The following is a 13,901-nucleotide window of genomic DNA, read 5'->3' on the forward strand; positions in this document are numbered from 1 at the left end:
GGAAGCCCACGGCGCCGACGGGCCGCGGGCAGCGCCGCCTCCGGGAATCCACCGCCGCCCCACCGTGCCGCCCCGCCCCGGGGCCCGCGGGGGCGCCCCGGGCCCTTTCCGGAGCAGTCTGTGCGGGTCAGTGGCCGGCCGGTGGGTACGGCGGCTGACCGCCCTGCGGCGGGTTGTTCGGGTCGGACGGGTAGCCGCCCTGCTGCGGATACCCGCCCTGCTGGGGATATCCGCCCTGCTGCGGGTAGCCACCTTCTTGGGGATATCCGCCTTGCTGGGGGTAACCGCCTTGCTGGGGATAACCGCCCTGCGGGGGCTGACCCGGGAACTGGCCCTGCGCGTTGTTGTTGTCGTTCTTCTTCCGTGCCATCAGCACCACCGCGACGATTATCGCCACGACGACCACGAGGCAGATCAGACCCACGATCCAGCCGCCGCCGCCACCCTTGCCTTTGCGCTTGCGCGCCGCTTCCAGATCGACCACGGAAGCCAGCACATCGGTATCGGCCCAGGCCGAATAGTCCATATGGCTCGCGTGGGTGAGCAGGTCCAGATAACTCAAAGTAAACCCCGTTCGAAATATTCGGCCCTCCTCCTCGGGCCGGAGTGCCTACACGGTACTTCCCCGTGTCGCGGGCACGAAACCTCACGTATTCCCAGCGTTCTCGCCGCCGGAGGTGCCGTCAGCGCCGGCGAACCAAGGGAAACGTCTGGGTTTCCCGGATCGCGCGCCCGGTGAGCAGCATCAACACCCGTTCGACGCCCAGGCTCAAGCCACCGGTGGGCGGCATACCGTATTCCAGCGCGTGTAGCAGATCCTCGTCCAGCCCGACGGTGGCCGCACCGTTCTCGGCGCCCGGGCGGGCCTGCGCGGTAACCCGGCGGCGCAGCTCCACCGGGTCGGTCAGTTCGCTGCGCCCGGTGGCCACTTCGATCCCGCCGGCCACCAGCTCCCAGCGTTCGGCCAGGTCACCGCGGTGGCGCTGGGCGCGCGCGGCCGGCGATACGGAACCGGGGAAGTCGGTGTAGAAGGTGGGCCGGTCGGTGGTGGGGACGACCAGGCGCTGGTAGAGCGCGTACACGAGCCGGCCGTGCGCCCAGCCGGGCTGCGCGGTGATATCGGCTTTCTCGCACAGTTCCCGCAACCGCGGCGGTTCGGTATCCGGGGTGATCTCGATACCCGTTTCCCGGGTGAGCGCGTCGTAGACCGAACGCATCCGCCACTCGCCGGACAGATCCACCGCCTCGGACGAACCGTCGGGTCGCGGCCGCATGGCGATCGCCGAATCATTCACGGCGCGTGCGGCCTGCTGGACGAGGTGGCGGCACAACGCCATCATCCGCTGATGGTCACCGTGCGCCTCATACGCTTCCAGCAGGGTGAATTCCGGTAGGTGCCGGGCATCCGCGCGGGTATTGCGGAAACCGGGGCCCAGTTCGAATACCTTCTCCACACCGCCGACGCACAGCCGCTTCAACGCCGATTCCGGATCGAGACGCAGATGCAGATCGGTGTTGCCGGCGTCGATATGCGTGCGCATACTGCGCGTTGTCCCCGTTCCGGTGCCGGGTTGCAGCACCGGTGAGCTGACCTCGAGGAAGCCGCCGTCGTGCAGGGTGTCGCGCAGCGTGCGTAGTACGGCGCTGCGGCGGGCCAGCAGTTCGCGGGCCTGCCGGTCGATCATCAGGTCGAGATAGCCGCGGCGCAGGCGGGCGTCGGGATCGGTGAGACCGTGCCATTTTCCGGGCAGCGGGCGCAGGCATTTCGCCAGCATCCGCCAGTCGGCCACCAGCAGGGAGAGCTCCCCGCGCCGGCTGTACCCGAGCTGCCCGCTCACCGAGATCAGATCGCCCAGGTCGGCGAACTCGCCGAATTCGGCGCAGCGGCCGGGGCCGAGCCGATCGCGGTCGAACAGCAGCTGGAGATCGCCGGTCCAGTCGCGGACCACCGCGAACTGCACACCGCCACAGTCCCGCCGCCGCAGCAGCCGGCCCGATATCCGCACAGTGGTGCCGCGCGGCACCCGGCGGGCCGCGGCGATGGCATGGGTGGGTGGGAAGGGCGGGGGATAGGGGTCGATATTCGCCGCCGCCAGCCGCTCCAGTTTGTCCGTCCGCACCCGGACCTGCTCCGGACGGGGATCGCGGGCCGGAACAGCTTCGGCAACCGGTGCCGCGGCCACCACAGGATGCGCCACGGCGGTGACCTCGGGGGCGGCGCGGTAGCGCCCGGTATGGGTGAACGCGCCGGCGCCACCGTCCGGGCTCGGGAGCAGGCCTTCGGCGCGTGCGGCTGCTACGGCGATCCGCGGCAGGTGCCGCGGATCGGTGGACAGTACGTAGCGAGGCACCCAGCGTGGCTGATACCGCGTACCCGCGCGGTACAGCTGGTCCAGCTGCCACCACCGCGAGAACGACAGCGGCAGGGTCCGCGCCCCACTGCGCAGCCGAGTCACCGCCGCCCAGTGCGGCCGGCGCGAGACCCGCTGCGCGGCTGCCTCGAACACCGACCTGAACAGGGTGAAGCTCAACGAGACCTGTTCGATCCCGAACTGTTCGGCCCGGAGGATGAATTCCGTGATGAGCAGGTCGGTGATGTCCTCGGCGGCACCCGGTTCACGGCGCAGCAGTTCCAGTGTGGCCCCAGTGCGACCCCACGGCACCAGCGAGAGCAGGCCGAGCACCCGATCCTCGGCGTCGACCGCCTCCACGAGCAGGCAATCGCCGTCGTGCCGATCGCCGAGCCGACCCAGCGGCAGCGGATACCCGCGTTCGGTTTCGGTATGCCGCCATCGGTCGGCCGCGACCGCGAGCCGGGCGAACTCGGCGGTCCCGATCTCACGGTGCCGCCGGACCCGCACCGTGACACCCGCTGTGCGCAGCCGGGTGACGGCATCGCGGACGGGCCGGAGTTCGGGAGTGGTGAGGGAGAACGTACGGGTGTCGAGCAGGGCCTCCGCCCCGGCGGGTACGGCATCGAGTCCGGCTCGGCGGTACACCGCGACACCGTTCTCACCGGCCCCGACGACCGCCACCGGCCACCCGAACCGCCGCGCGTGGCGCTGCCATGCCTCGACCGCCTGCGGCCAGCAGTCGCGCGCGCCGACGGGGTCGCCCAGTGCCAGGCAGATCCCCGATTCCACCCGGAAGCCGATGGCCGCGCGGCCGTTCGGGGCGAAGACGACGTTGCGGTCGCGGCGGGTGGCGAAATAGTCGGTGGAGCCGGCGGGACCCGGGCCGTGCACCAGTTCTCGCAGCGCCGTCTCGTCGGCCTCGGTGAGCGCGTGCTCGCGGCGTTGCGTCCGCACCAGCACCGTGCCGGTGGCCGCGCAGACCAGGGCGCCGAACAGGCCGATCAGGAAGGCGGCGAAAAACGGTGCGGTCCCGGTCAGTTGCGCGGGGCGTACCAGCAGGTTCGCGGTGAGCTGGGAGCCGACGAACAGCACGCGGTCCGCACCCGGGGCGAGGGTGCCGGGGAACAGTTGCACCACGCAGACACCGGCCACGGCGGCGGCCGCCAGCCCGGCGGCGCAGACGGTGACCGCCGGCCGCGGCGAGCACTGCCGGATCCGCGCGGCGAACTGTGCCCGGCCCGCGACCAGCAGGCCCAGGACCCCGGCGTGCAGAAGAAGCGCCGGCCCGGCATTCGGGTCGTGATCTGCGGCGATATCGACAAGGTTCACCGGCAGCCAGCTCGCCGTATAGAGCAGTATCAACCACCATGCGAGCCGTTTACGCCGCGAAAGTCCCAGGGCGAGCAGCCCGGCTCCGGTCGCCCACAGCAGATTGGTCGCCGGCGCGTGCAGATAGTACTGATCCAGGTAGTCGCGGGGACCTTCCAGAGCGCCGGACAACGCCGGCACCGAACTCCACAGCAGGCAGGCCGCGGCGAGAACTCCGAAAACCGTGGCGAGGGCATGTGGTATCGCCGTGAACCGACCGGTACTCGAGGATCGGCCGGGTATTTCCAGATCTGGCGGTTCCTGCGTGGATATCACCGTTCCAGTCTGCCGCCGATCCGCACCGAATCCCGGCTGTGTACCGGCGTGTTCGGGCTATATCGGCCGATAACGGCACGTATTTCCCTGTGCGCGGGCCGGGTTGGCCGAAATGTGTAACCGCGCTCCGGGCGTGGCGCGCGAACGCCGGTGAAATGCCGGGAATGTCGGTGTGCGGCCGGGTTCGGCCGGGGTGGTCGGACCGCCTCTCGGGCGAGGGAGTAAGCATGTGGCTATGCCGGATCCCATCGATGTGCCTATCGACGATGAAGCCATACGGCTCGGGCAGTTCCTGAAACTGGCGAATCTGATCGAATCGGGGTCGGAGGCCAAGACCGTGATCGCCGCCGGCCTGGTGCGGGTCAACGACGAGGTCGAATTGCGGCGCGGCCGCCAGCTCCAGGTCGGCGATGTGGTGACGATCGCCGGCCATCAGGCCAGGGTGAGCGGCGGATAGTCCGGAAATCGGCGGGTCGGCAACTCGCCGGCGGAACTTGTCAGTCCTCGGCGCGGACCACGATGCCGTCGTGATCGCTGTAGAGCATTTCGCCGGGCCGGAAGGTGATGCCGCCGAACTCCACGGGCACATCTTTCTCGCCGGAACCGGTCTGGGTGCTCTTGCGCGGATTGGTGCCCAGTGCCTTGAGCCCGATATCGAGGGTGCGCAGAATCGCGGAATCGCGGACCGCACCGTTCACCACGACACCGGCCCAGCCGTTGTCGACCCCGCGACCGGCGATGATATCGCCGATCAGCGCCGTATGGACACTCGCGCCGCCGTCGACAACGAGTACCTTGCCGTCTCCCGGTTCGCTGAGTGTCTGTTTGACCAGCAGATTGTCCTGGAAGCAGCGGATCGTGGTGATCCGGCCGGCAAAAACCGGCCGGCCGCCGAACTGGATGAACTGGGTATCACAACTACGGATATCGGGGCCGATCTCGTCGGCGAGATCCGCGGTGGCCACCTGCTGCGCTGATTCGGTCACGGTCCCGATTGTGCCGGGCCGCGGCGGGCAGCCGGCATCGACCCCCGGCCCCGGTCGCCCCGGCCGCTACCGGCCGGTCGTCAATGGCGATAGCGCAGGTTGTAGAGCTCACGATCGTGCGGCGAGCACTTCTGCTTATCGGCCAGGTCGGGGTCCAGTCCGTGCTGCACCAGGCGGTAGCGCCGCCACACCCAGCTCAGTGCGATCGTGAAGATGATCAGCGGAACGATCATCATGACGATCAGCCCGAGCTTGAGCGTCATCGGTCCCGGGAACAGCAGGATCAGGATGAAGAAGGGGATGACCGGCCCGACGAAGCGGATCAGGTAGCGCTCCATGGCGCCGTGGCCGCAGAGATCCTCGACAACCCATTCGTGGAACTCCGCGGGCAATTCCCGACCCAGATCGTAGGCGATCCGTTGTTTCAAGGTCGGCGTGTTCATAGCTCAAGGCTATGCCGGTGCGACGGTCGTCACCAGAGGGATTCCGCGCCCTCAGACCCCGAGGTCAGCCCGTGATGGCCAGCGAGGCCGCCAGCCCGAACACCACCGCGATCAGCGCCACCTCCAGCACCGCCCGCCGCAACGACGCCTCGGCCGTCATCCGGTGCGCGGCCGCCGCCGCGACCCAGGTGCGCCGCCACCACCAGCCGAGGGCCAGCAGCACCACCAGCAACAATGCTTTCACCAGCATGATGCGGCCGTAGCCAGTGGTGACGAACGGCTCGACCCCGCCCAGCCGGACCACACCGTTGATCACACCGGTCACCGCGATCGCCGCCACCATCGGCACGGCTATCCCGGAATACCGGGGCAGGGTCTCGGCCCAATCGCGGCGCCCGCGCACCACCAGCGCCAGCGCCAGCAGCAGGCCCAGCCAGATCGACGCCGCCAGGGCGTGCACGCCGGCCAGTACCGATCCGAACACCTGCTGCGACATATGCCCGGTGACCGGGCGCAAGGTAACCGCCACCGCGGCGAACACCAGCACCAGGTCGGGGGTGCGCTGCACCAGGCCGCGGAAGGCGAGGGCCGCGTAACCCGCGACCACCGCCGTGGCGAGCAGGATGGCCAGACCTATCTGGCCCGCACTGATCCGGACCAGATAGGTCCCGAAATCCGCCGGGCTCAAGGCGGCTACGCCGGAGCCGACGACCTCGCCCGCGGCGAATACCAGCACCACGAATTCGAGGCAGCACCACAGCGCCGCCAGCACCGCCGTCATCCGCCACGGCACCGGGAGCCGGTCGTTCAACCGGGGCAGGGTCGCCAGGCCGAGTACGGCCGCACCGGCGAGGTCGGCGCAGACGCGTACGCCGGCGGCCGCCGGGATATCGCTGAGCGCCCAGGCCAGCAGCACCCCGAGCAGGCCCGCCGGGATCGCGAGTCCGAGCGCGACCCGATTGTCGAGTCCGCCCGGGATACCACGTCTCACTGCCGGTTCTTACCCTTGCCCAGACCCGAACCGAACAGTGCGAAGGCCAGGCCCGCCCCGAACAGTACGACCGCACCGGCGATGAACACCCACACCGGCACCCCGCCGTCGCCGCTGCCGGACCCCTGCGCGTTCGCGGCCGGACCGGGCGTGCCGTGCCCGGCGGTGCTCAGCGTGAAGGTGCGTTCACCGTCGACCACATGGCCGTCCGCCGAGGTGACCCGGAAGGCCACCCGGTACACCCCCGTCGGGCCGAGTTCGCCGACCTCCACACTGAGGTCGCGGCCCTCGACGACCGGGTCGCCCTTCGACCACAGATTCCCGTCCGGACCCACCACGGTCATGGCGGGGAAGTTCGGCTGCAGCGGTTCGTTGAAGGTGATGGTCGCGCGGGCCGGGCCGGTGTCGAGAACAGCGCCGTCGGCGGGATCGCTGCTCACGACCGTGGAATGGGCGGCGGCCGTACCGGCGACCGGCCCGAACAGTAGCCCTATCAAGGCTGTGACCAGGGCGAACAGTACGGCCCGGCGGTTCATCGCCGACCCCGGACCACGGCGCCGATACCGGCGCCCAGGGCCAGCGCGGCGAGCGCCAGGCCCAGGCCGCCGAGCCAGCGGGCGGTGGTGTCGCTGTTCTCGGCCGGTGCGGCCGCGGCCTGATCGCCGTGGTCGTGACCGGCCTGGTCGCCGGTATCGGCGCCCAGGGTGAGAGCTGGAGCGGGATGTTCGGCCGAATCGTGATCACCGGTTTCGTCCCAGTTCACCACGGTGCCGTCGCTGTAGGTCTGCTCGGCCGGGAAGCTGATCGACTCCGCTTCGGGCAGCGGTCCGAGTGACACCACGAAACGCTGGAACTCACCGGGCCGGATACCCGGGCCACCGGGGTTCGCGGTCCAGGTGACGGCGACGACCCGGTCCTGGCCGTCGCGTTCGATCTTCGCGGTCCAGCCCGGGAGCGGCTCGGTGCGGGCGGTCGCGATCTCCGGCACGGTGATCCGCACCGCGGTGGTACCGGCGGTTTCGGATTCGGTGGGCACGCTGAAGGTCGCGACAGTGGAACGGCCGGGGGTGGCGTTCGGGGCGGAAACAGTGACGTGCGCGGCGGCCGTACCGGCGCCGGCCACGACGAAACCCGCGGCGACGGTGGCGGTCAGGCCGCGGCGCAGGACCGGGGAAAACCCGTAGGACATGGGGTGATTACTTTCTCTCCGAAGGTATGGGAAGCGTCGAGGTGCGCGGGCGCCGGGGGCGCTCGCGGGCCGGACGCCCCGTTCGGAGTGCGATAACGCGGGGCCGCGGCGTGCCCGGCAGCCATGCCCAGGAGTGCGCCCCGAGTGTCGCGCACCGGTGTGAGCAGCGCCCGCACCACCGCCGATGCCGCCCGGTACAGCCGTTCGGCGGCGACGATCACCAGGGCGCACAGCAGCACCGCCAGCAGATGAGCGGCGAACATCGCCGCACCGAACGGCCCCCCGGAGAGCGATTCACCGATCGCGGTATCCGCGCCGGCGTGGTGGCCGGTGAGCCCGGTGAGGGCCCAATGGCCGGCGAACTGGCCTGCCGCCAGCGGACCGAGGACAGCCACGACGGGAGCCGCGGCACGGTGTGCGAAGGCGCTCCGCATGCCGGGGCCAACGGATCCGGACGCCCACCCGGTGACCAGCGCGGTCAGCAGCAGAAATGCGGCACCGGTGGAGGTGGGGTACCCGCCGCCCGCCGCGCCGTGTGCGGCCACGGCCAGCGCCCCGGTCGCCACGCCCACCACGCAGCCGCGCAGTTGCGCGGGACCGGGGTAGGAGTTCGGGGACATCGAGGGCTTTCGGGGTGTGCGGGCAGACGCCGGCCGGTCGGGCCGGTCGGCGTCCATCCTCGTGGACCCGCCCGCCGCGCGATCACCCGGCCCCGGCAAGGATGATGCCGGGCAGATGGTCGTGCGGTCACCGCGACCGCGGTATACGTGGTCTCCTTCGTCCGCGAAGCCGGCGCGATGGCCGGCAGCGATCGTCGTTGCCGTTCCGGTGTCGTCCTACGCCGGTCGCCGACGAGGACTGCGAGCTGCCACCGGCCTCGTACTACGCGCCGGATCCGGTGGACAGCGTCGGGTCAGGCGACACCGAGGCGGGCCAGTACGTCCGCTTCGATCTTGGACAGTTCCGTGGCGATCGAGGCATGCACCGAACGCCGCCGCGCCGTGGGCATCTGATCCGCGGTGCGCACCGCGGAATCGAGGGCTTCGAGCCGGCTCCGGGCGCTGGACACGAACTGCTGAGTGTCCTTGCCCCCGTTGCCGTTCGCGATCTTGTCCAACGCGGCTCCGGTATTGGCGATCCGCGCCTGCAACCGGCCGCCGTGCCCGGCGTAGTCGCCGAGCTGGTTCACCCCCACACCGAGCTGTTTGGCCCGGCGGGCGTCCAACTGTCCCCGGACATACGTCGCGCCGCGGTAGGCCAGCGGGGCGAGCACCGGAACCAGCACCCGCGCCACCCCGAGATACTTCTTGACCTGTCCCGGACTGAAGGGGTCGCGTTCGGCGCGGGCGGCGGCTTTGAGGGCGGCCTTCTCCTCGGCCTGTAAGGCGGCGATCTGTGCCTTGGCTACCTTGTTCTGCGCCCGGGCCTCCGAACGCAGCCGCTTACGCTCGTTCTTGGCGCCGAGTTTGGCCTCCATCGCAGCCTTGTGCTTGAGAGCCTTGGCCTCGGCCCGCCGACTCGGCCGCCGCTTGCGCTTGGTGAACAACCCCATCGAAGGCCCTCCGTAATGCTGGTTCGCTGCGGCGATACGACACGGAAACCGCATCGTCCACCCGTGTCACACGGTTCGCCGACACCTTATCGGGTTCCCGGCCCAACCGGCGAGAGACGCCACCCGGGTCCCGCCGAGTGGTGTCGTGAAGAGCCGCCGCCACCGGACTCGGGCACGCCGGCGCCCGGGAGCATATCGCCGGAGCCGCCGCGGAGGCTCGGGATATTTCCTGAACGGTGCGGTCGGAGTGGCCGCCCATCCGTACGGCGCGGCCGCCGCGCCCGGTACGGCGGTCCGCTGAGGGCTGAGGTTGAGTGCCGAGGATCGGCCGCGGAGCGGCAACCGCAGAGTGCCGGCGCGAGCCGTGCAAGCTGTACCGAAAAGTCCCGTGAGCGGGGCAGCGAATGGCCGACGTGGACGGTTCGGGCGGCGGCGCGGACAGGTCCGCGACGGTGCCCGCACGACCGCTCGGGGTGCTCGATTCGCGGCACTGTCGGGGGCAAGGACCATACTGCTTGCGTGCAACCGGGCAGTATCGACCGCGAAGACCCCCTTGGCGTGGGTGCCGAAAGCGACGCCGCCGTGGGCGCTGACGAAGCCCTTACGAGTAACGGAACCGGCCCCGCCCCGGCCGCCGCCGGAACCGGCGCCGGTGCGATCGCCGCGGACGGCGGTGATGGGGCGGCCGCTGTGCGTGCCGGAATAGGCGCCCGCCCGGGCGCTGACGACGAGGTACCGGGCTTCGACGGCGACGACACGGATGCCGCCTACGACACGGATGCCGACGACGAGGGGGAAGCGGGTACCGATGACACGGATGCCCGTATCGGCCGAACCGATGCGTGGGCCGGCGGAACCGACCACGGCATCGTCGCCGGCGAACCGGACGGTGTTCCTGTCCCTGCCGTCGATGCTTCGCCTCCCGGGCGAGGTCGCCCGGTTTTTCTCGATGCCCGCGGATTGATCGGATGCCGGCATCGACTCGGCCTCGATGCCGCCTATCCGGAACAACTGGCCGAGGTACGGGAGGACCCCGGCGTCCAGCAACGCCGCGCTGCCGCCCAGGCCCACCGCGACCGGGTTCGCGACACCTTGGTCGCGGAGGATCCCGGTAGCTGGGTGATCATCGACCCGGCCCGGCCCGCCGCTGCCCGCGCCGCGGCCACCTTGGAGGCCTGCGCGGCCGGGGCGGACCGGATCTGGGGTGCGCTGCTACCCCAGGAACCCGATACCGGCCGCCGCGGCGGCGCCGAAATCCTGCTTCGTGACAAGGCGGGCGGCTATATCCCGGTGATCGTGGTCAACCACAAGGTCACCGATCCGCGCAAACCCGAACCGGCCGAATTCCATCCGCTCACCTCGGATCTGCTGCACTGGCACCCCGAACCCGACCGAGCCCGCAAACTCCGCCAGCAGCCCCGCGACCAGCAGCGCCTGGCCCATGTGTACCGGATGCTCCAGCGCCGCGGGCTGGCCCCGTCCACCCCGGTGGGTGGCGTTATCGGCTTCCATTTCGACCGGATCCTGGTGCACGATCTCACCGCGGTACTCACCGAATACGACAGCCGGTACGCCGACCGGATCGCGGTATTGCGCGGTGAGGTCGCGACCGTGCCCTCGAAGGTTCCCGAATGCCGTCAGTGCCCGTGGTGGACCCGCGGCACCGCCGGCGGCTGCCAGGCATGGCTCACGGAGCATCGCGATGTGAGCGTGGTGGCGCCGGGTTCCCGGGCCGACCTGCTGCGCGGGCTCGGGGTGCGCACCATCGACGAACTCGCCGCCTGGACCGGGCCCGAACCGGAGGACTGGCAGCACGGGCCGTTCGAGGAGGCCGTGGTCACCGCGCGCGCGTGGCTGGTGGACGCGCCGCTGGTGCGCCGGTTCGACCGGGTGTGGGTGCGTCGCGCCGATGTCGAGGTGGATGTAGATCTGGAGAGTTATCAGGAGGACGGCGCCTACCTGTGGGGCACCCTGCTCGATGGGCAGTACCGGCCGTTCGTCACCTGGGATCCGCTGCCCACCGAGGACGAGGGCCGCTCCTTCGCCGAGTTCTGGACCTGGCTGATGGGTGTGCGCGACGCGGCCGTCGCCGCCGGGAAGACCTTCGCCGCCTACTGCTATTCGCGTTCGGCCGAGGACAAATGGCTCTACGAGTCGGCGCGCCGGTTCGCCGGCCGACCCGGGGTCCCCACCGCGGCGGAGGTGACGAGATTCGTCGATTCGGTGCAGTGGGTGGATATGTTCCAGGCGGTCACCGATCAGTTCATCTGCCCGAGTGGCAAGGGCCTGAAGAAGATCGCGCCCGTGGCCGGATTCGCCTGGCGCGATCCGGAGGCCGGGGGCGAGGCGTCGATGAGCTGGTACCGGCGCGCGGTCGGTTACGACACCGCGCCGGATCTCACCCAGCGCACCCGGTTGCTCGAATACAACGAAGACGATGTCCGCGCCACCGCTGTGCTGCGGGAATGGATGAATCCGCGCACCCCGGCCGAACACTGCGCCGACCGTGAGGTCCCCGCGCTCGCGGATTTCGCGCAGCCCCCCGTTACCCCGCCCGACCTGCGCCCGAGCCCCGCGCAGGCTTGATTAACATAGGACACCGTGACAGAGCACGTCGAACAACTCGAGTTCCAGGCCGAGACCCATCAGCTGCTCGAGCTGATGATCCACTCGGTCTACTCCAACAAAGACACGTTCCTGCGGGAGCTGATCTCGAACGCTTCCGACGCGCTGGACAAGCTGCGGCTGGAGTCCTACCGGGACAAGGATCTGCACGTCGATACCGACGACCTGCACATCGAGCTGGAGGTCGACAAGGATCAGCGGATCCTCACCGTCCGGGACAACGGCATCGGCATGTCGCGTGCCGAAGTGGTGGATCTGATCGGGACGCTGGCGAAGTCCGGTACCGCCGAACTGCGCCGCAAACTCAACGAGGCCAAATCCGAGGCCGCCGCAGAGGAGCTGATCGGCCAGTTCGGTATCGGCTTCTATTCGACGTTCATGGTGGCCGACAAGGTCGAGCTGACCACCCGCCGCGCGGGCGAGACCACCGCGACCCGCTGGCAGTCCGAGGCCGGCTCCGGGTCGTACACGATCGAAACCCTCGACGAGGCGCCGCAGGGCACCGCGGTCACGCTGCACCTGAAACCGGCCGACGCCGAGGATCACCTCTTCGATTACACGCAGGAGTACAAGCTCCGCGAAATCGTCAAGAAGTACTCCGATTTCATCGCCTGGCCGATCCGGATGCAGGTCGAGCGGACCGTCACCGAGGGTGAGGGCGAGGAGAAAACGGAGAAGACCGTCGTCGAGGAGCAGACGCTCAACTCGATGAAGGCCCTCTGGACCCGCCCCAAAGGTGAAGTGTCCGAGGAGGAATACCACGAGTTCTACAAGCATGTCAGCCATGCCTGGGACGAGCCGCTCGAGATCATCCCGCTGAAGGCCGAGGGCACCTTCGAGTACCAGGCACTGCTGTTCCTGCCCTCGCAGGCACCGTTCGACCTGTTCACCCGCGAACACAAACGCGGCGTACAGCTCTATGTGAAGCGGGTGTTCATCATGGACAACTGCGAAGAGCTGATGCCGGAGTACCTGCGTTTCGTCAAGGGTGTGGTGGACGCGCAGGACCTGTCGCTGAACGTCTCCCGCGAGATCCTGCAGCAGGACCGGCAGATCCAGATGATCCGCAAGCGCCTGGTCAAAAAGGTGCTGAGCACCGTCAAGGAGTTGCAGGGCGCCGAGGACCAGACCAAGTACCGCACCTTCTGGCAGGAATTCGGCCGGGTCCTCAAGGAAGGTCTGCTCTCCGATTTCGACAACCAGGCCACCATCCTCGAGGTGTCGTCGTTCGCCTCCACCCACTCCGATACCGAGGCCACGACACTGGCGCAGTACGTGGAGCGGATGCCCGAGGGCCAGGACGCGATCTACTACATGACCGGCGAATCCCGGGAGCAGGTGGAGAAGTCGCCGCACCTGGAGGCGTTCCGTGCCAAGGGCCGCGAGGTGCTGATCCTCACCGACCCGGTCGACGAGATGTGGGTCGGATCGGTGACGGAGTTCGAGGGCAAACGGCTCCAGTCGATCGCCAAGGGCGAGGTCGATCTGGAAACGGAGGAGGAGAAGAAGGAATCCGAGGCTCTGCGCGAACAGCAGGACAAGGATTTCGCCGAGGTGCTGACCTGGCTGGGTAAAACCCTGGAGGACAGTGTCAAGGAGGTCCGGCTCAGCTCGCGGCTCACTTCCTCGCCGGTCTGCCTGGTCGGTGACGTCTTCGATATGACCCCGATGCTGGAGCGGATGTACCGGGCCTCGGGTCAGGAGCTGCCGCAGTTCAAGCGGATCCTGGAGCTCAACCCGACCCACCCGCTGGTGACGGGCCTGCGCGACGCCTACGACAGCCGCAAACAGGATGCCGACGAGGGTAAGGTTCCCGAACTCACCGAAACCGCCGAACTCCTCTACGGCACCGCGGTACTGGCCGAGGGCGGTGAGCTGAAGGATCCGGCGAAGTTCGCGCAGATTCTGGCCGATCGCCTGACGCGCACGCTCTGACCTGACGCGCACGCACTGTCAGGGCAGCGGGCCCCGGCCCCCGGCCCGCGCCCGGGGCCGGGGGCGGGGGCGGGGGCCGGGGGCGGCGGCCCTGACAGTGCGTGCGCGTCAGGTCAGAGCGTGCGCGTCAGGCGATCGGCCAGAATCTGCGCGAACTTCGCCGGATCCTTCAGCTCACCGCC

The 13,901-nt window shown here is 69.4% G+C and carries 12 protein-coding genes; 3 read left to right on the forward strand and 9 right to left on the reverse strand.

Annotated elements, in window-relative coordinates; translation table 11 throughout:
- Window positions 1-127: 127 nt before the first annotated feature.
- Both QH276_RS23720 and lysX read right to left on the reverse strand, forming a co-directional pair.
- Complete coding sequence (locus QH276_RS23720; RefSeq protein WP_280402629.1) at window positions 128-562, reverse strand: hypothetical protein; 435 nt, start codon at window positions 560-562, stop codon at window positions 128-130.
- Between the two features lie 121 nt (window positions 563-683).
- Window positions 684-3,998, reverse strand: coding sequence for a bifunctional lysylphosphatidylglycerol synthetase/lysine--tRNA ligase LysX (gene lysX / locus QH276_RS23725; protein WP_280402628.1), 3,315 nt, complete (start codon window positions 3,996-3,998; stop codon window positions 684-686).
- A 235-nt stretch (window positions 3,999-4,233) separates the two neighbouring features.
- Here lysX and QH276_RS23730 point away from each other — a divergent pair, with 235 nt between their 5' ends.
- Window positions 4,234-4,455 carry an RNA-binding S4 domain-containing protein gene (locus tag QH276_RS23730; protein ID WP_280402627.1) on the forward strand — a complete coding sequence of 74 codons (222 nt, stop codon included), beginning with the start codon at window positions 4,234-4,236 and terminating at the stop codon, window positions 4,453-4,455.
- Window positions 4,456-4,495: 40 nt separating this feature from the next.
- Here QH276_RS23730 and rraA read toward each other — a convergent pair whose 3' ends face one another.
- The 7 genes from rraA to QH276_RS23765 all read right to left on the reverse strand — a co-directional run bounded on the left by rraA (window position 4,496) and on the right by QH276_RS23765 (window position 9,159).
- Complete coding sequence (gene rraA / locus QH276_RS23735; protein ID WP_280402626.1) at window positions 4,496-4,984, reverse strand: ribonuclease E activity regulator RraA; 489 nt, start codon at window positions 4,982-4,984, stop codon at window positions 4,496-4,498.
- A gap of 80 nt (window positions 4,985-5,064) precedes the next feature.
- Entirely contained in the window at window positions 5,065-5,427 is a 363-nt protein-coding gene (locus QH276_RS23740) for a DUF5313 family protein (protein ID WP_280402625.1), read from the reverse strand.
- A gap of 64 nt (window positions 5,428-5,491) precedes the next feature.
- Window positions 5,492-6,418 carry a CopD family protein gene (locus QH276_RS23745; protein WP_280402624.1) on the reverse strand — a complete coding sequence of 309 codons (927 nt, stop codon included), beginning with the start codon at window positions 6,416-6,418 and terminating at the stop codon, window positions 5,492-5,494.
- Window positions 6,415-6,954 (reverse strand): copper resistance CopC family protein, encoded by a 540-nt coding sequence (locus tag QH276_RS23750; RefSeq protein ID WP_280402623.1) that lies wholly within the window; start codon window positions 6,952-6,954, stop codon window positions 6,415-6,417. The genes QH276_RS23745 and QH276_RS23750 overlap by 4 nt, the downstream gene beginning before the upstream one ends.
- Entirely contained in the window at window positions 6,951-7,607 is a 657-nt protein-coding gene (locus QH276_RS23755) for a YcnI family protein (protein ID WP_280402622.1), read from the reverse strand. The genes QH276_RS23750 and QH276_RS23755 overlap by 4 nt, the downstream gene beginning before the upstream one ends.
- Entirely contained in the window at window positions 7,568-8,227 is a 660-nt protein-coding gene (locus QH276_RS23760; protein WP_280402621.1) for a hypothetical protein, read from the reverse strand. The genes QH276_RS23755 and QH276_RS23760 overlap by 40 nt, the downstream gene beginning before the upstream one ends.
- Window positions 8,228-8,520: 293 nt before the next feature.
- On the reverse strand, window positions 8,521-9,159 hold the full coding sequence (locus QH276_RS23765) for a DUF6474 family protein (RefSeq protein WP_280402620.1): 639 nt from the start codon (window positions 9,157-9,159) through the stop codon (window positions 8,521-8,523).
- Window positions 9,160-10,119: 960 nt separating this feature from the next.
- On the opposite strand from QH276_RS23765, the gene QH276_RS23770 reads away from it, so the two are divergent.
- Both QH276_RS23770 and htpG read left to right on the forward strand, forming a co-directional pair.
- Entirely contained in the window at window positions 10,120-11,745 is a 1,626-nt protein-coding gene (locus QH276_RS23770; RefSeq protein WP_280402643.1) for a TM0106 family RecB-like putative nuclease, read from the forward strand.
- Between the two features lie 15 nt (window positions 11,746-11,760).
- A complete protein-coding gene (htpG, locus tag QH276_RS23775) occupies window positions 11,761-13,719 on the forward strand; it encodes a molecular chaperone HtpG (protein ID WP_280402619.1) in 1,959 nt (652 codons plus the stop codon).
- Window positions 13,720-13,901 lie beyond the last annotated feature (182 nt).

Source organism: Nocardia carnea, from assembly GCF_029869215.1.
Classification (GTDB): Bacteria; Actinomycetota; Actinomycetes; order Mycobacteriales; family Mycobacteriaceae; genus Nocardia; species Nocardia carnea_B.